Origin of the sequence: Synechococcus sp. CBW1006, assembly GCF_015840525.1 — a bacterium.
In the GTDB taxonomy this organism is placed as follows: Bacteria; Cyanobacteriota; Cyanobacteriia; order PCC-6307; family Cyanobiaceae; genus CBW1002.
In genome coordinates this window covers 1,621,663-1,642,804 of sequence record NZ_CP060396.1, presented here as the reverse complement: position 1 = coordinate 1,642,804, position 21,142 = coordinate 1,621,663, and the positions used below count along the sequence as shown (strand labels likewise).

The window sequence follows — 21,142 nt, the reverse complement described above, 5'->3', positions numbered from 1 at the left end:
ACCCATTTCGCTGGTGTCCAGCGCGATGTGTGCATAGCCTGACCTTACGTCGTTGAGAGCAGCCCATGAGCGTCGAGCTCTGGTCCACGGGACTTGGTTCCCGCACCGGGATTCCTTCCTCCCATGCCGGGACAGCCGAGGCTGGTGCTGCGGCGACGCCGTCGCCGCAGCACCACGAGGAGACCTGGGATGCCATGGAGGTCTATTTCGAGTGCATCACCACCTGCTCCCTCGACGATGGTGAATGCGTCACCCGCTGCGTTGAGGAACTGCGGGAACACCACTGAGCCAGAAGACGAGGCGTACCACAAGACCGGTCGCCCACCACTGGCCCGAACACCGGCAGCCAAGGCCCAGAACTGCCGTCAAGGGGGATGGCACAAGGGTTTGCTGACGCGTTTTGCCTATCCGTGTCGCAACGGCTACGGGGAGCCCTGAAACACTTTGTAGCGTTGCGCCAGTTTCACGAGCCCCCTGGGGCTTCAGCCATGTCGGAACCCCTCACCCTCAGCCTTGGGCAGAAGTTCGAGCTTGAGCGCATGACCCGAGCCATCGACGCCACGGGTGACCCCCAGGCCCTGCGTGGTCTGGCCAAGCAGCTGCTCCAGGCCTGGCAAAGCCAGAAGGCGGCCACCCAGTGGGTGATGCGCCAACAACTCGGCGCGCCCTCCGCCTTCCTCGGCGGCATGAGCACCATGCCCGAGACCAGCGAGCCTCAGGGATTCGATGTGCTCTGAGCGCGGCGAAGGTCGTGGGCGTCATCCTTTCAGGACCTGACGCCCCGTCCACGACGCCTCCTCCACAAACCACGACATTCCTGACCCCAACCACAACCTGCCCACAGCGCAAGAGAGGCTCAGAAGGCAAACGTCGAGAACGCTGCCCTGTCAGCGCGCCGAGAGACTCCCCAGTTCAACAGGGGTCAGGTCAAGTTCGAGCCGCCTCCCCTGGCGATCAATCCTCAGGTTCAGAGGCCGACCTACGCCGATCCGCTCGACCACACTCACCAACTGACTGGGCTCTGTGACCGGCTGACCATCGGCCACCACGATCACGTCACCCTGCCGAATCCCCACCCGAGCGGCTGGACCTCCCGGCATCACGGAGACCACACGCACACCCCCAGCCGCCGATCCACCCTGGCCCGGCCGTGAAGCTTCCAGGCCCACACCGATCATCGGGTGGCTCACCCGACCACTCTGCACCAGCTGGCTGGCAATCTCCCGGGCCCGATTGATCGGGATGGCGAATCCCAGACCGGCACCAGGGCCCGAACGCACCAGGGTGTTGATGCCGATCACTTCTCCATCGGCGTTGAGGAGAGGCCCGCCGGAGTTGCCGGGATTGATCGCCGCATCGGTCTGAATCAGATCCAGCCGCTTATCCGTGATGCCGAGCTTGCTGGCATTGCGGTTGAGATTGCTGATGATCCCCAGGGTCACGGTGTTATCCAGCCCGAAGGGATTACCCACGGCAATGGCCCAGTCGCCCACCTGAAGGGCATCGGAATTGCCCAGCGCCACCGCAGGCCAGGGCCCTCCTCCGATCAACTGCACCACGGCCAGATCCGTCACCCTGTCCAGACCAACGACCTTGCCCTCGACCCGACGGCCGTCCTGCAGACCCACCAGCACCCGATCGCTCTTGTCAACAACGTGGGCATTGGTGAGGATCAGGCCGTCGGCCCGATAGATCACGCCACTGCCCTGGCCTCTCTCCGTTCGCTGGGACGGGGGCGCGGCCTGGGGAACCCCGAAGAACTGCCGGAAGAAGGGGTCGGCCAGCAGCCCACGGGGCAGCCCACCACCGCCACCCGGTACCAGAACGGTGCGCTCCGTGTCGATCGTCACGACGCCAGGGCCGGCGCGACGCACGGCGCTCGCCACGAACGACTGGCGCGTCAGGGCTGCAGCGGCGGCCCCCTGCGCCAAGGCCGCCGTTGGCAGCAGCGGCAGGGTCACCATCACCGCTGCAAGGGTGACTCCGGGCCAGGCCAGCGAATGCAAGGGAAAGCGGCGCATCACTCGAACTCCGCGAACGGCGCAGATCAACGCAAACCGTAGGAAACGTGGCCGACTCAGACGAGCCGTGCAAACCGCCAGGCGATCCGGCTACGATCAGTGAAGTTTTCTATCGATCCATGGACACGTCGCGCCTGCTGCTGGCATTCCTTGCTTTCGGAGCGGCCTGCACCACCCTCTGGGCCTGGATGCTGGCCAACGCCACGCCTGACACCTCCACAAGCAAGCGATGATGGATCCGCGATCGGATCCGGCGATTCGTCGCATCCGATCGAATGGACGTCTTCACCAAGCTGTTTCCCTACCTCTACGGAGCCTGCTTCCTGCTGCTGCTCTGGCAGGCCTTCCAGGTGATGGCCCGTGGTTTTCGTGCCGTACCCCGCCCTGGCGACCGCAGCGCTGCCGGCACCACCAGTGGCGATCGCACCGGCCGGCTCACCATTCATCCGGAACTGCTGGATGCCGAAGGCCAGCTCACCCGTGAGGATCTGCTCACGGTGCGCTTCAACGGCGACAACGAGCGCCCAGGGACCGAGGTCGACAACTGAATAGGCTCGCAGGTGTGATCGTGCATGCCGGCGGAGGCAGACCGTGGACCAGAGAACTCGAATCGTTGGTGCCGTGCTCCGGGGTCTGAAGCTCCCACCCCGCTTCCGCCTCAAGCTGGTCAAGGAAGATCCCGTGCGGCTGGAGCTCACCATGACCCCGGCCTATGGGCAGGATCCGGTCCGGGTGGGCGTGATCGAATCCCAGGATCTGGTGGCCCGGCGCGACCGCGAAGGCCGTGTGCCTCGCGATCTGCAAGGCACCTGGGACTGGACCGTGTGGCACGGGAAGGTGTCGACAGGTGGCTGGAATCCCTATCTCAAGGAAGCCCTGCAGACCATGTTTGAAACCGGCCTGCCTGCGATCGTCTACGAAGAGAAGACCGGCGAGGGCTATCACCCCGTGGATGGAGTGCGGCACGTGCGCTGAGCCCATGCCGCGGGCCCGCTCTTCCCCTGCAGCACCTGCAGCCCCCCTGCCGATCGACGGGCTGCTCGGCGCGATCGAAACGGCGCTGAGCCCTCCAGGGTCCACCCTGCTGCTGCAGGCACCGCCCGGTGCCGGCAAAACCACGCGGGTGCCTCTGGCCCTGATGCACGCCCTGCCCGCGCAGGGAATCGTGATGCTGGAGCCCCGCCGCCTCGCGACCCGCGCCGCCGCCGAACGTCTCGCCAGCTCCCTGGGGGAAGCGGTTGGGGAACAGGTCGGCTACCGGGTTCGCCTTGAAAGCCATTGCTCCAGCCGGACCCGACTGGAGGTCGTGACCAGCGGCCTGTTCCTGCGGCGCCTGCAGAGCGATCCGGCCCTGGAGGGCGTGGGGTTGGTGATCTTCGATGAATTCCACGAGCGCCAGGCCGACGCCGACCTGGCCCTGGCCCTGTTGCGACAGGCCCGCGCCCTGCTGCGCCCGGACCTGCGAGTGCTGGTGATGTCGGCCACCCTGGATCTCGAGCCGCTCGCCGCCGAGCTCGATCAGGCTCAGGTGCTCACCAGCGAAGGCCGCAGCCATCCGGTGAGCGTGGAGCACCAGCGACCCCGTGAATCCGAAGCGATCGAACGGCAGGTGCTGCGGGCCCTGGAGCAGCAGTGGCTGCCACAACGTCACGCTGGTGAAACCGCGCTCATCTTTCTACCCGGACTGCGGGAGATCCAGCGCACCCGGCGGCTGCTCGAGAGCTGCCCCTGGAGCCAGCAGGTCGCCATCTGCCCCCTGCACGGATCCCTGCCGCTCGAGGCCCAGCGCCAGGCCATCGCCCCCGCCGATCCCGACGGCGCCAAGCTGGTGCTGGCCACCAGCATTGCCGAGAGTTCCCTCACGATCGAAGGGGTACGGCTGGTGATCGATGCGGGCTGGTCGCGCCGCAGTCGCTTTGATCCTGCCACGGGCATGGATGGACTGGTCACCGTGCCGGCCAGCCAGGCCAGCGCCGAGCAGCGGCGGGGCCGCGCCGGCCGACTCGGGCCAGGCCATTGCCTGAGGCTGTGGTCGCCAGCCGAGCAGCAGCGCCGGCCCGCCTTCGATCCGCCGGAACTGCTGGAGGTCGATCCCCTGCCGATCGCCCTGCAGCTGGCCCAATGGGGAGCGGGGCTGGGGGAAGACCTGGCCTGGCTCACACCACCACCGCTGGCTGGCCTGCAGGAGGCGCGAAGGCTGCTGGAGCAGCTCGGAGCCCTCGATCAAAGCGGCGCCCTCTCCGATCACGGCCGTGCCCTCAGCGCCGTAGGACTGCACCCGCGCCTGGCCCATCTGCTGCTGAAGGCCAGCGGCGCGGGGGATCTGGATCTGGCCTGTGATCTGGCGGTGCTGCTGAGCGAACGGGATCCGCTCGATCGCCAGGAGCATGGCAGCGACCTGCTGCGCCGCCTGGCCTGGATGCGGCCCCAGGGCCAGGGACGGAGAGGGTCAGGCCCTCAGCAGCGGCTGCACCAGCTCGCCGCCGAACTGCGACGACAGGTGAGAGCTGCAGCGGCTCCCCCTAGCGGCGCGGACCCAGGGCCAGCAGATCTGGAGTGGCGAGCGGCGCGCCTGATCACCTGGGCCTATCCGGAGCGGATCGCCCTGCGCCGCCCTGGAAGCCCGCATCGCTACCAGCTCCGCAGCGGTCGCGGCGCCACCCTCCATCCCAGCGACCCTTTGGTCCTGGCCGAAGCCCTGGCGGTGGCCGTCCTGGACGGCCAGGGACAGGACGCGGCGATCCGACTGGCCGTGCCTCTGCCTGCGGCATTGCTGGAGGAACTGGCTGTGGACCAGGGTGTCAGCATCGAAGAGGTGCGCTGGGACAACACCGCCCAGCGGGTGCGCTGCGAACGCAGCCTGCGCCTCGGAGCCCTGGTGCTGGAGCGCAGCCCCTGGCCCGAGGCCGATGAGGACCGGATCCGACAGGCGTTGCTCGAAGGCCTGCGGCAACGGGGACTGGAGGCCCTGCCCTGGGGGGCGAGGAGCCGGCAGTTGCAGCAGCGGCTGCTGCTGGCCCACCAGCACCTGGGCTCCCCCTGGCCTGACTGCAGCGACCAGGCCCTGAGCCAGACGCTCGATGACTGGCTCGGCAGGCACCTGCAAGGGGTCCGCAGCCTGGAGGATCTGCAGCGGCTGGATCTGTGCGAGGTGCTCTGGGCAGACCTGGACTGGACGCAGCGGCGTCTGCTCGACGACTGGCTACCGCAGCAGCTGACGGTGCCCTCCGGTCGGCGGATCCATCTCACCTACCAAAACGGGGAGGCAGTGCTGGCGGTGAAACTGCAGGAGATGTTCGGCTGCCGGCAGACTCCGGCCCTGCTTCAGGGACGGCTACCCGTGACCGTGCACCTGCTCTCGCCAGCCGGGAGACCAGCCGCGATCACCCGCGATCTGAGTGGGTTCTGGGACCAGGGCTATGCCGAGGTGCGGCGCGATCTGCGGGGCCGCTATCCGCGCCATCCCTGGCCGGAAGATCCGCGCCAGGCCCAGGCCACGGCCCATACCAAGGCCCGCCTGGCACGGGAGCAGGCTGCCCGACCAGCGCCGCAGGGCTGAGCGTCTCCCAGGCTTCACAAGGGGAAGCCTGGGAGACGCTCAGCAAATGGCCGAAACCGAAGTGGCGCAATCCCTCCACGATGCCGGCGCAACCTTCCGCGCGGGCCCGGTAGGTCCGCGGCAGGCAGGAGACCTTCTCCCGCAGAGCCTGCTCAGCGTTGCCCACCATCACCCCAGCCAACCCCGTCTCGAACATCGCCAGGTCGTTGAGCGTGTCGCCGGCCGTCACCACCCGTTCGGGATCGATCTCGAGCCATTGCAACAAGGTCAGCAGGGTGGAGCCATTGTTGACACCGGCCGGCAAGACATCGAGATAGCGGTTGTCCGACACGAGGCAGTCGACCCCATGGGCTTCGAGTGCGACCAGCCGCTGCCAGTCGATCGCTTCGCCATCCAGGGTGTAGGCAAGCCGGCGCTCGGTGCTGATCGGTTGCGAAGCCACTCCGGGCAGAGCCTCGAGCAAGGGCAGCAGCCGCTCCGGCAACCCTTTCCAGCGGGCATCAATCGGATCCACCATCCCAGGCACGGTCTTCAGGCTGATCCCACAGGCGACGGTGCAGCCCACATCACCGATCACCAGATGGGGGTGGGCCAGCCCGAAGGCGGCATCGTCGATCAGCAGGGAGGCGATCGAACTGAGCTGGCGGCCCGTGCAGAAGATGTGCAGCACCCGCTCACGCCGTTCCACCAGCCAGCGGTAAAAAACACGGCGCCAGAGTGGATCGCCCCCCAGCAGGGTGCCATCGAGGTCGGTCACCAGCACCAGATCCGGCTGGGCTGGCAGGGCAGCGGCAATCTGCTGCTGCAGAGCGGCACGGGAGGGCTGAATGGATTCGGAAACAACTGAGTGCAGCCCTAGGAGTTTGCGGAAAAACCGCCTGAGAATCCGCGTTTTTCCTCCTGAGAGCTGGTGCAGCTCATTTCGGTCTGGTTTTCAGAGTTTCAGCGGCTCAGAGCTCCCCTTTTGGTGTGTTTTGCCCCTTTGGGGCTCCCTGATCACTGCCGTCTGGGCACACTTCTGGGCAACCACCTGTTCACGCCGCCGCCATCGCCGGTTTGAGCAGGTTGCCCAGGCGGATCAGGTTGTAGGCGATCACATTCAGGCCGAACACCGCACTCACCTTCTCGGTGCCGCGCAGCTTGAACTGGCGCAGACCTCCCCACTGTTTGATCCAGCCAAACACCTTCTCGATGCCGCGGCGGGCATGGATCGACTTGGCGTAGCCCACGTGGCGGGTGGTGCGGCCATCGATGGCGGAACCACCAGGGCGGCTGGTGTTCTGAGCGACATGCGGTGTCACGGCGATGCGGCGCATCTCGGCGACAAAGCCCTTGGTGTCGTAGTGCTTGTCGGCGCCGATGGTCTTCTGGTGGGCACCGGGGACGGCAGCCGCCATCGCTTTGGCGGCATCCCTCTCCCCGGTGCCCGTCGCTTGTGTGACGCGGCATTCGACGATCAGGGCATGGCGGTTGTCCATGAGCACGTGCCCCCGGTAGCTGGGGAGTGCGGGGTGGGCCTTGGACTTCCGGCACAGCAGCGCGTCTGGATCGACGCTGGAGCGATGGGTCTTGTTGCTGAGCTTGATGCCGCGGAAATCCCCTTTCGCTCGCTTCTTGCCGAGCTTTGGAGCGCCAAAACCCTCGCCAGGGCCTGACGGCGGTGGCGGCGGATCGTCCTGCCCATCGATCCGCTCCAGCGAGGCATGGGAGGCCCAGGCCTGCAGCAAGGTGCCATCCACCGAGAAGTGCTCGTCACTGAGCAGCGGCTTGACCTCCGGAGCACCCATCAGCTTCTCCAGGAACTTCCCCATCACCTGCTCGTTCAGCAGCCGCTCCCGGTTTTTTGTGAATGTGGTGGGATGCCAGATCGGATCATCCGGGCTCAGGCCCACAAACCAGCGGAACAGCAGGTTGTAGCGGAGCTGCTCCAGCAACAGGCGCTCGGAGCGGATGCCGTAGAACGCCTGCAGCAACGAGGCCAGCAGCAGCTGCTCCGGTGGCAATGATGGCCGGCCTTCTGCGGCGTAGAGCTTGCAGAAGGTGGGATTGAGGCGATCGAGGGCCTGTTCAGCGAGTTTGCGGATCCGCCGCAGCGGATGGCCGGCCGGGATCCGATCCTCAATCGACACGTAGGAGAACAGGGAGCCGCTGCGCTCCCGTTGACCTCGCATCTGGGCTGGGCAGCTGGCCCATTCTCGCGGAGATGGCCGGGTTTTTCAGCAAACTCCTAGGCGAAAGCCACAGGCTTGTCAAATCGGAAAACCGCACAGCACCTGTAGCAAGCAGCACTGTCAAGACCACTCCATCTTTCGTTACAGTTGAGGAGTCCTGGAGATTGCTTCCATGTCTGACGCTTCCCAGCCCCGCTTCGGCTTCGTCAACTTCGCCGAGACCTGGAATGGCCGCCTCGCCATGATGGGTTTTGTGATTGGCCTGGCTACCGAGCTCCTCACCGGCCAAGGCATCCTGGCCCAGGTCGGCCTCGGTTGAGGCTTTCTCAAGCCGATTCCAGCCCCGCCGGATCGCCCAACCCAGGGTGAAACGGCGGGATTTTCATGTCGCCTCAGTTCGGTCTCAGTGCCTGGTTCTTAGGCTGCCTCCGCTGTGCCGCCGACTCGATGCCACCCAGCTTCTATGTCAACAACCGCCGGGACGGCTCCAGGTTGCTGAGTAGCGCCTTGGTGATCACAGGGGCGGGCTTTGTACGGATCGATCATCCCGTTGGACGCGTCGTGGCCGTGATCGGTTCTGTCGTCAGCCTCTACTGGTGGTTTCAGTACCGCAAGCTGGAACACTGATGGCGGGCTTCATATCAGAGTCGCGATTATCAGTCTCCTGCTCAGCCTGCAGCCATCGATCCGGCCTGGAGGCTTGGCCAGCCTCAATCTCAACCAGAGCACACAACGACCTTCACCGGCAGGTGGACCAGCCCCAGTGGCGCGAGACCCAATGGTGTACGAACCAGTGGCACGACCAACGGATCTCCCACTGACGTGATCCCATCTCCGCTGGAGCCCCGATCCCAGAACGCCTACGCCACATCCACTGGCCTGCCTTCATTTGGCGTGGCCGAGCTCAATCGGGCCATCGGAACCCTGCTGGAACGGGGGTTTGCGCCGCGCTTTCTGCTGGAGGCGACCGTGAGCCGTCCGCAGCTCAAGAAGGGACACATCTGGCTGACCCTCACCGATGGCGACGCCACCATCTCAGGGGTGATCTGGTCTTCCCTGCGCCAGAAACTCTCGTACCTCCCCGCCGAAGGTGACGGTGTCACCATCATCGGCCGTCTCAATTTCTGGGACTCCCGAGCCAGCCTCTGCGTCCAGGTGCTGGACATTCGCCCAGGGCGCCAGGCTGCCTTGCGCCAGTTCGAGCGGGTGCGGGAACTGTTGGCACCGGAAGGCTGGTTCGACCCAGAGCGAAAGCGCCCTCTGCCCGAACATCCCGGGTGCATCGCCCTGCTCACCAGCGTGCCCAGCTCCGCCCTGGCGGACATGCTGCGCACTGCCCACGAACGATGGCCGGCCACACGGATTCTGGTGGTGCCGATCCCCGTGCAGGGTCCCGTGGAAGGGGAAATCTGCACGGCGCTGGAGGCCGTAAGCCGCCAGGCCGAACGACTCGGTGTCGAGGCGTTGGTGCTGGCCCGAGGGGGAGGGAATCGAGAGGATCTGGCGGTGTTCGACGGCGAACGGCTGGCCCGTTGCCTGGGCAGTGCCGCAATCCCGGTGGTCTGCGGTCTGGGCCATGAAGACGACACCACCATTGCTGATCTGGTGGCGGACTATCGGGCCGCCACGCCCACGGCCGCTCTGGTGGCCCTGCTGCCTGACCAGCAGGGGGCACTTCTGGATCTGCGCCAGCAACGTCTTCATCTGCAGCGATCCTTGCGCTGGCGCCTCGATCTGGAAACACAACGGCTGGCGCAGCAACGCCAGAGGCTCGAGGCTCTTCACCCCCAAGGGCTGCTGGTGCAGAGCCGCCAGCGTCTGCAGCAGCAACGTCAGTTGCTTCAGGCCCTCTCGCCGCAGCACATCCTGGAGCGTGGCTTCTCGCTGGTGCGGGGGCAGGATGGCCATCTGCTGCGCACCTGGAAGGAGGTGAATGCCGGTGACGCGATCACTGTGCAGCTCCGTGAGGGGGGGCTGGAAGCCGTGGTGAGACGCAGTGCCGCAACCTCGATCTGAAACACCTGGTCCAGTGACGACCCTGACCACCAACCCCCATGCTCAAGAAGACCGAAGCAACTCCATCCGAAGATTTCCCAAGCGACGGAACAGCCGCCACCGATCCACTGCCCACGACACCGGTCAAGGGCAGCTCCAATCTCAGCAAGAGCCCAAAAAGATCGGGTCGCAAGGCAGCCGAACCCAAGGCAGCTGATCGCCGAGCATCGGCCCCCAAAACAGATCCCTCACCCAGCGGGGCAGAGGATCTCAGCTTTCTCCAGTCTCGAACGGCCCTTGAGCTTGTGTTGGCGGAGCTGCAGACCAGCGACCTCGACGTCGAGCACATGGCGGCGCTGTACCGACGTGGCCTGAGCTACATCGATCGATGCGAAGCCATACTCGAACATGTGGAACAAGAGGTGTTGCAGTGGTCCCAGCAAGACGAACAGAGTGAGCCATGGCCTTTCGAACCCTCATGAACGAGACACACCTCACGCCGATCCAGTCCTTGACAACACGGAGACCACTCACCCGCCGATCAAATCACTCAGCCTCCATTATCCACCCCATAATCCGCACATCTCAATTCGACCAAGCAATCTTCCGCCGATGATTCTTGGCACCAACTACCACCCCACTGATCCACCACAATTCTTGAGGAACGATGTATGACCTCAAAGTCCTTCGCCATGCACTGGCTTCCGCAGAGTCCCTTACAGGCGATCTACCTCATCCTTGCCATTGCTGGAGCCGTGCTGCCCTGGATGGCTAATCTTGACTTTATCGAACTCAATCATCAGGCGTTCGATCTGCCATCATTCATCGCTTTAGCGACCGCCAATCCTGCCGCCACCTCTCTGTCCAGAGATCTGATGATCGGCGCCACTGCTGTGGTGATCTGGATAGTGCAGGAAAGCCGACGCCTGCAGATGCGCGGGCTGATCTGGGTGCTACTGAGCTGCGTCCTGATCGCCTTCGCCTGCGGGGCTCCTCTGTTTCTCTATTTGCGGGAACGTCGCCTGGCAGAACAATTGAGTGAAGGGGTGCAGGCCACGGGCAGCTGAAGCACCCGACGCACGCCGTCAACGATCGTCCACCTCCTGGGCCACCACATCGATGGTGACGGTGCTCGCCTCCTTCTCCATGCCGCGAGACTGAGGCTGCAAGGGATCATCGGTGAGATTCACCACCATCCCCTCCGATTCTGCCTGCATGGATGCACCGCAGAGAGGACAGGACTCCTGGGAAAAGCTGGCACTGCCGCAACGAGGACAGGTTTGCAGGCGTCGCCGCAGAACCTGCCAGGCAATCCAGACACCCCCAGCAGCGATCAGCGGCAGCAGCAGCAGGCCAAGGGTCAGACCTCCAAGCACATCCAGCAGGACACGGCCTGCTGGGCTGGGGGCCAGCAGGAGAAGACCCAGCAAGACCAGCCAGATCCAGGGGAAAGAGCGCTGCATCAGATCTGCGAAGCGATGAGGTTGCGATGCATGATCAAGTCATGGCAGGGGTTCGGGCGACAATCCGCTCAAAACACAAGTTTGGGCTTTCTATTTTTACGTGCGTGCCACAACACCACATTGAGACACTGACTGTAATAGAGAACAACACCAATAAACCAGATCCACAGGGTCAGCACAAGGACACCACCCACTACACCATATGCCTGGAACCTGACACCCAACAGCAGCAGGATTGGCCCAATCGAGAGATTCATCGTAATCAGCACAACCGCAGCCAACACGGCTCCTGGCAGCACAACCCCAAAAGGGACAAGCCGTGAGGGCAAGATCCACAGACCGACCCAGGAGCACAGCAGGCCAATCAGGATCGAAGCACCAAGGTCGGCCCAAAGTGAAACATGGAGCAGGTTTTGCAACCAAGGTGGCAACCAGGCAAAGGCAACGTCACCATCGAAAAATAAGCCAAGGTTACTGATCAACTGATCAAAAACAAGCAACACTGCCAAGACTGAGATCAGCAAGAATGCCTTCAGCCTGAGCACAACGAATCTCCTGACAACCTGGTCCCATGGCAGTCCCTCCAGCCCCGCATGTCGCCAACCCCATACACGATCCATGCCCCGCTGAAGAGTCAGATAAATATTGCCAGCACTGAGCACAAGGAACAGAATGCCCAATAGGCCCGCCCCAAACCCTTGACGCGTAAATTTCTGCAATAGAATCTCAAAAAAAGGCAAGCCAGAAGCCGGCAAAATACCATCTGCCACACCAAGCAATCGCTCCACCAAGCCGCGATCTCTGCCAAGGATCCGCGAGGCAATCGAAAGTGCAATCAACACTGCTGGCAAAAAAGACTGCAGACAGTGATAGGCAAATGCTGCGCTGAGATCCGTGCAATCGTTCTGCAACCATAACCTGTATGCTCCCCAGAAAGGCTTCCACGAACGTTGTAAACGCAGAAGTGATCGAGCCTGCGGCATTGTCATCGAACCCAGTGCCACATCAAATCAGCCTATGCACGGCATCGTATCCAGGCCAAACCAAGTCCACCGATCAATCGTAGCCTTGGCACAGCTGTGCTCCCCATCCTGACGTCTTGGCACATACGTCCCTATTGGCCCCAACGTCCCTACCAGCTCCTGACTTGACGCATCACGCAAGGACCCAAGCATCGAAACCAATCCCCAGCATCGGCAACTCAATATCATCCCCCCTTGGGGACTGGTGATCGAGGTCGGACAGCTATCTCGTGGCCACCAACCCACAACCCAGGCACACGAAAACGCCCCCGATCGCAGCCATCAGGCTGCCATCGGAGGCGTCGTCGTGGAGCAAAGTTTGACCTGGCATCGAGCTATTTTCGCAGGAGGCTACCCTCCAACTATCGTTGCCGCTGCTGCGTTTCACAACCGAGTTCGAGATGGATCGGAGTGGGTCCACAGCGCCATGAACACCAGGAAAGCAAACGGCCTCTTGAGGCCCCTTGCCGGTCTTTGCCCCCAGGTTGAACCCTGAGAACTGCATAGGAGCGGTTGACCAGCAACCGGTCTGGATCCAAAAGCTTTGAGCGCGTGATCCCTGTGTCATCCGGTCAGGATGGCAAGGGATGGAATGGTCAAGCCCTCGGTCTATTAGTACTCCTCCGCTTCACCGGTTACCCGGCTTCCACGTAGAGCCTATCAACGGGTGTTCTTCCCGTGACCTTACTGGCTTATGCCATGGGAACACTCATCTTGAGGTGGGCTTCCCACTTAGATGCTTTCAGCGGTTATCCACTCCGCACATGGCTACCCAGCGTTTACCGTTGGCACGATAACTGGCACACCAGAGGTGCGTTCCTCCCGGTCCTCTCGTACTAGGGAGAAATCCTCTCAATGTTCCTGCGCGTGCACCGGATATGGACCGAACTGTCTCACGACGTTCTGAACCCAGCTCGCGTACCGCTTTAATGGGCGAACAGCCCAACCCTTGGGACCGACTTCAGCCCCAGGTTGCGATGAGCCGACATCGAGGTGCCAAACCTCCCCGTCGATGTGAACTCTTGGGGGAGATCAGCCTGTTATCCCTAGAGTAACTTTTATCCGTTGAGCGACGGCCCTTCCACTCAGAACCGTCGGATCACTAAAGCCGACTTTCGTCCCTGTTCGACTTGTAGGTCTCACAGTCAAGCTTGCTTCTGCTTTTGCACTCGTCGGCTGATTTCCAACCAGCCTGAGCAAACCTTTGCGCGCCTCCGTTACCTTTTAGGAGGCGACCGCCCCAGTCAAACTGCCCACCTGATACTGTCCGGTCCCCGGATGACGGGTGACCGTTAGAACCCTAGCTCTGAAAGAGTGGTATCTCACCGTTGGCTCACCATGACCCGCAAGCCATGGATCAAAGCCTCCCACCTATCCTGCGCATTCAGAGCCCGGGCACAATACCAAGCTACAGTAAAGCTTCATAGGGTCTTTCTGTCCGGGTGCACGTAGTCCGCATCTTCACAGACAATTCTATTTCGCCGAGCCTCTCTCCGAGACAGCGCCCAGATCGTTACGCCTTTCGTGCGGGTCGGAACTTACCCGACAAGGAATTTCGCTACCTTAGGACCGTTATAGTTACGGCCGCCGTTCACCGGGGCTTCAGTCGCCAGCTTCGCTTGCGCTGACCAGCTTCCTTAACCTTCCGGCACTGGGCAGGCGTCAGCCCCCATACATCGTCTTGCGACTTAGCGGAGACCTGTGTTTTTGGTAAACAGTCGCCTGGGCCTCTTCACTGCGACCACCTTGCGGTGGCACCCCTTCTCCCGAAGTTACGGGGCCATTTTGCCGAGTTCCTTAGAGAGAGTTACCTCGCGCCCCTCGGTATTCTCTACCACCCCACCTGTGTCGGTTTCGGGTACAGGCCATCATGCCTTAACGGGTATAGGGCTTTTCTTGGAAGCTTGACATCACCCACTTCGCGGCCGTAGCCGCTCGCACTCACGCCTCAGCTCAAGCTGTTTTCGCCAGCTCTCAACGCCTCGAACGCTTGGACCAGTAACCAACATCTGGCTGGGCTAGCCTTCTCCGTCCCCCTTCCCAAAACATGACAGGTACAGGAATGTTGACCTGTTGTCCATCGACTACGCCTTTCGGCCTCGCCTTAGGTCCTGACTAACCCTCCGCGGACGAGCCTGCCGGAGGAACCCTTAGGGTTTCGGGGCATGGGATTCTCACCCATGTTTTCGCTACTCAAGCCGACATTCTCACTTCCATGCAGTCCACGCCCGCTTACGCTAACGCTTCACCCCACATGGAACGCTCCCCTACCATCGGAATCTTACGATTCAAATCCGCAGCTTCGGTACAATGCTTAGCCCCGTTCATTTTCGGCGCAGGATCGCTCGACCAGTGAGCTATTACGCACTCCTTTGAGGATGGCTGCTTCTAGGCAAACCTCCTGGTTGTCTGGGCAATCCCACCTCCTTTATCACTCAGCATTGATTTGGGGACCTTAGCTGGCGGTCTGGGCTGTTTCCCTTTCGACCATGGAGCTTATCCCCCACAGTCTGACTGCCTAGTTACACACAGGGTATTCAGAGTTCGTCTCGATTTGGTACCGCTCTCGCAGCCCGCACCGAAACGGTGGCTTTACCCCCCTGCTGGAGCACTAGACGCTACGCCTCAACGTATTTCGGGGAGAACCAGCTAGCTCCGGGTTCGATTGGCATTTCACCCCTAACCACAGCTCATCCGCTGATTTTTCAACATCAGTCGGTTCGGACCTCCACTTGGTATCACCCAAGCTTCATCCTGGCCATGGTTAGATCACCCGGGTTCGGGTCTATAAACACTGACGATCGCCCTATTCAGACTCGCTTTCGCTATGGCTCCACCATTCCCGGTTTAACCTGCCAGTGCCTATAAGTCGCCGGCTCATTCTTCAACAGGCACACGGTCATCCTATGAGTAGGACTCCCATTGCTTGTAAGCTCACGGTTTCATGTTCTATTTCACTCCCCTCCCGGGGTTCTTTTCACCTTTCCCTCGCGGTACTGTTGCGCTATCGGTCACACAGGAGTACTTAGCCTTACGAGGTGGTCCTCGCGGATTCACACGGAATTTCACGTGCTCCGTGCTACTCGGGATACAGCTAGGCCAGTTTCGCTTTCGAGTACGGGGCTTTCACCCTCTCTGGCGCGCCATTCAAACGCTTCCTCTAACGTCCCTGGTCCACGTTGCTGTCCCACAACCCCGATGGGCGAACCCATCGGTTTAGGCTCTTCCCCGTTCGCTCGCCGCTACTGAGGGAGTCGTTTTTACTTTCCTTTCCTCCAGCTACTAAGATGTTTCAGTTCGCTGGGTTGGCTCGCGCCGCCCTATGGATTCAGGCGGCCGTTCTAGGGGTTGCCCCATTCGGAAATTCCCGGATCAAAGCGTGTTTCCAGCTCCCCGAGACTTATCGCAGGTAACCACGTCCTTCATCGCCTCTGTGTGCCAAGGTATCCACCGTGAGCCCTTTGTAGCTTGACCATAATCACAACTCGCGTTTAGCTTGTTGAAGGCTATTCTTCCGGTGTCTAAGCTCTCAATCAAGAGATTTCAGACAGCCAGAATCAAACTCCTGCTTGGTGGCTTGTGGCCATGCCAGACAGAAGACACGAGCTGTACTCGGCTCTAACTCAAGAATCACTGGCTTTCCTGTTTCTCTCAGATTGAGGCTTGCACCTCAATCTTCCCTTCGCTTTCGCTGGGATGCCGCAGCCGAGGTCGCGACCAGAGAGAACCGGAAAGTCAGCGTCTATGAGATGCTTTCTTTTCCAGACTTTTCCTATGCAGTTGTCAAGGTTCTTGCTGAATGCCCATCCTTGCGGACAGGGAATCCAGCATGCTTTCAACCACTCAGGGAATGAAAGCAGGCTGGAATCGTCACCAAGACGTCAGGATCACACCAAAGAAATCTCTCCTTTGCTTCCGTGAGGGCGCTCGTCAGTGTGGAATGGAGGTTAGCGGACTCGAACCGCTGACATCCTGCTTGCAAAGCAGGCGCTCTACCAACTGAGCTAAACCCCCAAACACGAATGGGCCATCCTGGACTTGAACCAGGGACCTCACCCTTATCAGGGGTGCGCTCTAACCACCTGAGCTAATGGCCCAGGAGTTCGACCTCGCGATCGTGTCAAAGTTGCGTCTGACCTGATTGATGATTCAGTATCGCTACCATTTCATCTCTCAAGTTTCAACACCGCCTCAACAAAAATCGTTGGGGTGTGACCTAGACAAAGTTTAGGAACTGAACCTGCTTGGACGGACATGTTGCCATTCCGCTTCCACAGTTGAGGTACCGATCGACCTAGAGTGACAGGATCATGGCCTGAAAATAAAGTATTCAGACATCACAATCAGTTTGTCTCCCTGTTAGGAGGTGATCCAGCCGCACCTTCCGGTACGGCTACCTTGTTACGACTTCACCCCAGTCATCAGCCCCACCTTCGGCATCCTCCTCCCTTACGGGTTGGAGTAACGACTTCGGGCGTGGCCAACTTCCATGGTGTGACGGGCGGTGTGTACAAGGCCCGGGAACGTATTCACCGCAGTATGCTGACCTGCGATTACTAGCGATTCCTCCTTCACGTAGGCGAGTTGCAGCCTACGATCTGAACTGAGCCACGGTTTATGGGATTTGCTAGCTCTCGCGAGTTTGCTGCCCTTTGTCCGTAGCATTGTAGTACGTGTGTAGCCCAGGATGTAAGGGGCATGATGACTTGACGTCATCCACACCTTCCTCCGGTTTATCACCGGCGGTCTCTCTAGAGTGCCCAACTCAATGCTGGCAACTAAAGACGTGGGTTGCGCTCGTTGCGGGACTTAACCCAACATCTCACGACACGAGCTGACGACAGCCATGCACCACCTGTCACTGCGCTCCCGAAGGCACTCCCTCGTTTCCAAGGGATTCGCAGGATGTCAAACCCTGGTAAGGTTCTTCGCGTTGCATCGAATTAAACCACATACTCCACCGCTTGTGCGGGCCCCCGTCAATTCCTTTGAGTTTCACACTTGCGTGCGTACTCCCCAGGCGGAACACTTAACGCGTTGGCTACGACACCGAGGGGGTCGATTCCCCCGACACCTAGTGTTCATCGTTTACGGCCAGGACTACAGGGGTATCTAATCCCTTTCGCTCCCCTGGCTTTCGTCCATGAGCGTCAGTTATGGCCCAGCAGAGCGCCTTCGCCACTGGTGTTCTTCCCGATATCTACGCATTTCACCGCTACACCGGGAATTCCCTCTGCCCCTACCACACTCTAGCCTTGTAGTTTCCACTGCTGAAATGGAGTTAAGCTCCACGCTTTAACAGCAGACTTTCAAGGCCGCCTGCGGACGCTTTACGCCCAATAATTCCGGATAACGCTTGCCACTCCCGTATTACCGCGGCTGCTGGCACGGAATTAGCCGTGGCTTATTCCTCAAGTACCGTCAGATCTTCTTCCTTGAGAAAAGAGGTTTACAGCCCAGAGGCCTTCATCCCTCACGCGGCGTTGCTCCGTCAGGCTTTCGCCCATTGCGGAAAATTCCCCACTGCTGCCTCCCGTAGGAGTCTGGGCCGTGTCTCAGTCCCAGTGTGGCTGATCATCCTCTCAGACCAGCTACTGATCGAAGCCTTGGTAGGCTCTTACCCCACCAACTAGCTAATCAGACGCGAGCTCATCCTCAGGCGAAATTCATTTCACCTCTCGGCATATGGGGTATTAGCGGCCGTTTCCAGCCGTTATCCCCCTCCTGAGGGCAGATTCTCACGCGTTACTCACCCGTCCGCCACTAACCCGAAGGTTCGTTCGACTTGCATGTGTTAAGCACGCCGCCAGCGTTCATCCTGAGCCAGGATCAAACTCTCCGTAGTAGTCTTCCCCCTTTAAACGTCAGCTCTAAACTTTCGCTTGAGCTTTCATCGCAGAGAAGTTTGTCGCTCACCCAAATCCTGCACTGGCGCACAGTCTTCAGTTGGGACCACCTTTCGACTGACCGAAAGGGTTCGAGAGTGCACACAATTATTTAGCCTTCCTTCTGGACTTCTCCATTTGGATCTCTCCTCATGGTTCTTTCCTTTCGGTTCGCTTCACAATCCCGTGACTTTCCCAGATCTCAGATCCGGTTCGCTTCAGTCACCCACAGCTGGTTTTCACCCAGTTCTGACCCAAGGCGTGAGACCTCAAGGCAGCACCACATCACTGCAGGTTCCCGTCGCTTAAAATGTTTGACGGGACCTCACACCTCTACCGCTCGTTTCGTCATCCTCGACACCGCATCAACCTGGCTTTGACTCCACACTGGCTCCAGCGCAAGGCTGGTCCACTGCAAACTCAGAACCGTTCGATCCGATCAGAATGACGCGGTAGAAGCGTCAGTTCCTAAACTTTTCAATTGTCCAGGTGCTGCCTCCACTCCCTTGGCCTTTCGGCTCCGGGTCGTTTCGGCGCGTCGCCTCTCAGCGACTCAGGAAACCTACAACACCGGTGGCTCGCGCCTCCTTCGTCGTAAGCACGCACCCTTCACCCTTGCAGGCAAACGGCACTTGCCCTCAGTGCCTCGCAGCACCGAAGACTCTGCGTTTCCACCGGTGCTCTCGCTCCCGGTGTGCTGCGCAGTCCAAAACCATACCCCATACACCTTCGATCGCGCAAGCTCCCACTGATGGGGCCGCGGGCAGCTTCAGCCCGCCAGGCTCAGCACCACCAGCACCGGGGCCAGGCAGAGGGTCTGCAAGAGAAGATCAATCCAGCAGGGCTTCAGCCCACGGGAGGAATCTCTCCAGACTCTCTTCGCTGTCCGCGGCCAGCACCGGATAGTCCTGGGTGGCCTGGTCGCTGCCGATCTTGAGCAACTGGGGCTCCGCATCGAGCCAGCGGAGCGGGCAGGCCAATTCATCCAGCACCAGCCAGGCCGCGGCAAGGTCCCAGAGCTTCGGGGTGGCTTCCAGCGCCGCCACGGTCTGCCCCATGGCCACACTCACCAGGTTGAGGCTCGCGACCCCCAGCAGGCGGATCTTGCCGGGGAAGCGGAGATTCGGCAGCTTCTGCAGCACCCCGATCGATCGACTGCACAGAGACGCACAGCCCGCCGTGCGGGCCTGCAAGGAAGGCGGCTCCAGCCGCTTGCCATTGCGCCAGGCTCCCTCGCCCCGGATCGCCACGATGCGCTGACGCAACGGGGGGACATCCAGCACCGCCAGCACGGGGCGGCCCCGCTCGAATCGGGCCAGCGAAATCGCCCAGTACGGGATGCCGGCGGCAAAGTTTGTGGTGCCATCCAGCGGATCCACAACCCAGAAACTCGGGGTGTCAGGAACGATCTGACGGCCCTCCTCACTGAGGACTCCATCCTCGGGATAGATCCGCTGCAGGCCTTCCACCAAGGTGGCATCGCTCCAGCGATCACACGCCGTGATCAGGGTGCCGTCGGCCTTCAGATCAGACGCCATGTGCCCGAAATCCCGCCGCTGCCGGTCTGCCACCCGATCGACCAAGGCATCAAGGGCCGGATCCAGGTGAGAGGAGAGGACGGGGGATGCGGTCATCCGAGCTCCAGAGCGAGCACCCTGCTCAGGCTTCGTCCCGTATCTTCCCTGAACTGGCGCAGATTGACGCGACTCAGCAACAGGATGGCGGCAAAGGCCACCAGCGCTTCGATCCCGAAGACCAGCAGGTACGGCGCCAGGGCAGGAGCGCCAGGAAACAGCAACCGACCCAGATCGAGCAGACCACCACCCACCAGCTTGCCCAGGGCACGGGAGAGAGCCTGGGCCAGACCCCAGACCCCCACAAATGTGCCGGCGGCCTGGGGAAGGGTGAGATCGAGCATCAGACAGAGGGCGCTGTTGGTGGCGATGCCGGATGCCAGGCCGAAGATCAGCATCACAACCTTCAGAAAGGCCACCTGGCCCAGCACGCCACTGACCATCAGGAGAAGAAGGCTGAGCAGGATCAGCTGACAGCCAAGCCGGGCCGTGGGCAGCTTGCCCAATCTCGGCACCACCCAGAGTCCCGCCATCACAAGCCCCAGCAGGGTACCGACCCCCCAGAAGGTGGTGAGCAGGGCCGTGGCGGAGATCGGCATGGAGAACACCTCACCCCCGAAGCTCTCGAGGATGGGGTCCTGGATGAACAGAGCCAGGGTGAACAGCACGAGGAAGCCAAAGAACACGGCCACCTGACGGCTGGAGGTGATCAGGGCCCAGGACTGAGCCAGGGTGATGGCATCGTCGCGCGATGACGCCACGCTCTGGGGAAGCCGAGCAGGCTCCATGCCGGCGATGGCCAGCAGGGTGAGGGCCAGCACCACCAGCACCAGACGCTGCATGAATCCGGCCAGGACCGGCTCGAGCACCGAAGGATCGGTGACCCCATCAAGGGAGCGCAGGGAGAGGCGGATCGCGATCGAGGCCACGATGATCCCCACCGTGAGCATGCACCACAGCAGGCTCACCGCACGGGGCCGCTGGCTTTCGGTGGTGCGATCGATCACCAGGGCGAGATAGGGGGTGGTGGCCATGGAGACAGCCAGCCCGTACAGGGCGAACAGACCGGCGATGGCGGCGATCGAAAACCCTGCCGTCAGTCCGATGCCACCGTCGAGCAGGCGGGCGGTATGGAAGACCAGCGGTACTGAGAGCAGGGCGAGAAGGCTGAACAGAACCGCCCCCAGAAGGATGTAGGGCAGTCGGTGGCGACCGGCGATCGGGTGGTTGTCGGAGAGGTGGCCGAACAGCACACGACTGGGCGCCACAAACTGCTCACACGCCAGGGCGCCTCCCACCAGCAGGGCCGGCAAGGCCAGCTCGGTGATCATCACCCGATTCAGCATCCCCACAAACACCGCCGCCATGGCCCCAACGCAGCCCTGGAAGAGGCTCAGCCGGAGCACATCGATCCAACGGAGCGGCGAAAGGGGCGGAGCGGCCGAGGCCATG

At 61.5% G+C, this 21,142-nt stretch carries 16 protein-coding genes, 2 tRNA genes, 3 rRNA genes and 1 pseudogene; 10 read left to right on the top strand and 12 right to left on the bottom strand.

What is annotated here, in order from left to right:
• Positions 1 to 65: 65 nt before the first annotated feature.
• On the top strand, positions 66 to 287 hold the full coding sequence (locus tag H8F26_RS07860; protein ID WP_197159387.1) for a hypothetical protein: 222 nt from the start codon (positions 66 to 68) through the stop codon (positions 285 to 287).
• Positions 288 to 488: 201 nt separating this feature from the next.
• On the top strand, positions 489 to 737 hold the full coding sequence (locus H8F26_RS07855) for a hypothetical protein (protein WP_197158644.1): 249 nt from the start codon (positions 489 to 491) through the stop codon (positions 735 to 737).
• A 150-nt stretch (positions 738 to 887) separates the two neighbouring features.
• On the opposite strand, the gene H8F26_RS07850 is transcribed toward H8F26_RS07855, so the two are convergent.
• Positions 888 to 2,021, bottom strand: coding sequence for a trypsin-like peptidase domain-containing protein (locus tag H8F26_RS07850; RefSeq protein ID WP_197158643.1), 1,134 nt, complete (start codon positions 2,019 to 2,021; stop codon positions 888 to 890).
• Between the two features lie 275 nt (positions 2,022 to 2,296).
• Between H8F26_RS07850 and H8F26_RS07845 the strand changes: the two genes are divergently transcribed.
• The 3 genes from H8F26_RS07845 to hrpB are packed head-to-tail and all read left to right on the top strand — an operon-like array spanning position 2,297 to position 5,580.
• On the top strand, positions 2,297 to 2,569 hold the full coding sequence (locus H8F26_RS07845; protein WP_197158642.1) for a DUF2973 domain-containing protein: 273 nt from the start codon (positions 2,297 to 2,299) through the stop codon (positions 2,567 to 2,569).
• A gap of 43 nt (positions 2,570 to 2,612) precedes the next feature.
• Complete coding sequence (locus H8F26_RS07840) at positions 2,613 to 2,996, top strand: hypothetical protein (RefSeq protein ID WP_197158641.1); 384 nt, start codon at positions 2,613 to 2,615, stop codon at positions 2,994 to 2,996.
• 4 nt (positions 2,997 to 3,000) lie between these two features.
• Positions 3,001 to 5,580 carry an ATP-dependent helicase HrpB gene (gene hrpB, locus H8F26_RS07835; RefSeq protein WP_197158640.1) on the top strand — a complete coding sequence of 860 codons (2,580 nt, stop codon included), beginning with the start codon at positions 3,001 to 3,003 and terminating at the stop codon, positions 5,578 to 5,580.
• Between the two features lie 64 nt (positions 5,581 to 5,644).
• On the opposite strand, the pseudogene H8F26_RS07830 reads toward hrpB, so the two are convergent.
• A pseudogene (locus H8F26_RS07830) lies at positions 5,645 to 6,337 on the bottom strand (HAD family hydrolase); the annotation flags it as partial.
• Between the two features lie 277 nt (positions 6,338 to 6,614).
• On the bottom strand, positions 6,615 to 7,751 hold the full coding sequence (locus tag H8F26_RS07825) for an IS5 family transposase (protein WP_197158639.1): 1,137 nt from the start codon (positions 7,749 to 7,751) through the stop codon (positions 6,615 to 6,617).
• A gap of 172 nt (positions 7,752 to 7,923) precedes the next feature.
• Between H8F26_RS07825 and H8F26_RS07820 the strand changes: the two genes are divergently transcribed.
• From H8F26_RS07820 to H8F26_RS07800, 5 genes are all read left to right on the top strand, one after another.
• Positions 7,924 to 8,070 (top strand): chlorophyll a/b-binding protein, encoded by a 147-nt coding sequence (locus H8F26_RS07820; RefSeq protein ID WP_197158638.1) that lies wholly within the window; start codon positions 7,924 to 7,926, stop codon positions 8,068 to 8,070.
• 128 nt (positions 8,071 to 8,198) lie between these two features.
• Entirely contained in the window at positions 8,199 to 8,378 is a 180-nt protein-coding gene (locus tag H8F26_RS07815) for a hypothetical protein (RefSeq protein WP_197158637.1), read from the top strand.
• Between the two features lie 195 nt (positions 8,379 to 8,573).
• Positions 8,574 to 9,767, top strand: a complete 1,194-nt coding sequence (xseA, locus tag H8F26_RS07810) for an exodeoxyribonuclease VII large subunit (protein ID WP_231605546.1) — start codon at positions 8,574 to 8,576, stop codon at positions 9,765 to 9,767.
• A gap of 38 nt (positions 9,768 to 9,805) precedes the next feature.
• Positions 9,806 to 10,228, top strand: coding sequence for an exodeoxyribonuclease VII small subunit (gene xseB, locus H8F26_RS07805; RefSeq protein WP_197158636.1), 423 nt, complete (start codon positions 9,806 to 9,808; stop codon positions 10,226 to 10,228).
• A gap of 210 nt (positions 10,229 to 10,438) precedes the next feature.
• On the top strand, positions 10,439 to 10,813 hold the full coding sequence (locus tag H8F26_RS07800; RefSeq protein WP_197158635.1) for a DUF2834 domain-containing protein: 375 nt from the start codon (positions 10,439 to 10,441) through the stop codon (positions 10,811 to 10,813).
• 18 nt (positions 10,814 to 10,831) lie between these two features.
• Here the strand turns inward: H8F26_RS07800 and H8F26_RS07795 are convergent, their stop codons facing one another.
• The 9 genes from H8F26_RS07795 to H8F26_RS07755 all read right to left on the bottom strand — a co-directional run bounded on the left by H8F26_RS07795 (position 10,832) and on the right by H8F26_RS07755 (position 21,141).
• Positions 10,832 to 11,209 carry a hypothetical protein gene (locus H8F26_RS07795; RefSeq protein ID WP_197158634.1) on the bottom strand — a complete coding sequence of 126 codons (378 nt, stop codon included), beginning with the start codon at positions 11,207 to 11,209 and terminating at the stop codon, positions 10,832 to 10,834.
• 68 nt (positions 11,210 to 11,277) lie between these two features.
• Positions 11,278 to 12,198 carry a YihY/virulence factor BrkB family protein gene (locus H8F26_RS07790; RefSeq protein ID WP_231598195.1) on the bottom strand — a complete coding sequence of 307 codons (921 nt, stop codon included), beginning with the start codon at positions 12,196 to 12,198 and terminating at the stop codon, positions 11,278 to 11,280.
• A gap of 355 nt (positions 12,199 to 12,553) precedes the next feature.
• Positions 12,554 to 12,670: ribosomal RNA gene (gene rrf / locus H8F26_RS07785) — 5S ribosomal RNA — on the bottom strand.
• Between the two features lie 153 nt (positions 12,671 to 12,823).
• A 23S ribosomal RNA gene (locus H8F26_RS07780) occupies positions 12,824 to 15,705 on the bottom strand.
• Between the two features lie 467 nt (positions 15,706 to 16,172).
• Positions 16,173 to 16,245: transfer RNA gene (locus H8F26_RS07775), tRNA-Ala, on the bottom strand.
• 9 nt (positions 16,246 to 16,254) lie between these two features.
• Positions 16,255 to 16,328 (bottom strand) — tRNA-Ile (locus tag H8F26_RS07770).
• A gap of 262 nt (positions 16,329 to 16,590) precedes the next feature.
• Positions 16,591 to 18,076, bottom strand: a 16S ribosomal RNA gene (locus H8F26_RS07765).
• Together the 16S, 23S and 5S rRNA genes with 2 tRNA genes alongside form the textbook arrangement of a ribosomal RNA operon.
• Positions 18,077 to 18,946: 870 nt before the next feature.
• Positions 18,947 to 19,750: an inositol monophosphatase family protein gene (locus H8F26_RS07760; RefSeq protein WP_197158633.1), complete on the bottom strand. Its 804-nt coding sequence runs from the start codon at positions 19,748 to 19,750 to the stop codon at positions 18,947 to 18,949.
• The gene (locus H8F26_RS07755; RefSeq protein ID WP_197158632.1) at positions 19,747 to 21,141 is read right to left on the bottom strand and encodes a BCD family MFS transporter; all 1,395 of its coding nucleotides are present in this window, start codon (positions 21,139 to 21,141) and stop codon (positions 19,747 to 19,749) included. Before H8F26_RS07755 ends, H8F26_RS07760 begins: the two co-directional genes overlap by 4 nt.
• Between the last annotated feature and the right edge of the window lies 1 nt (position 21,142).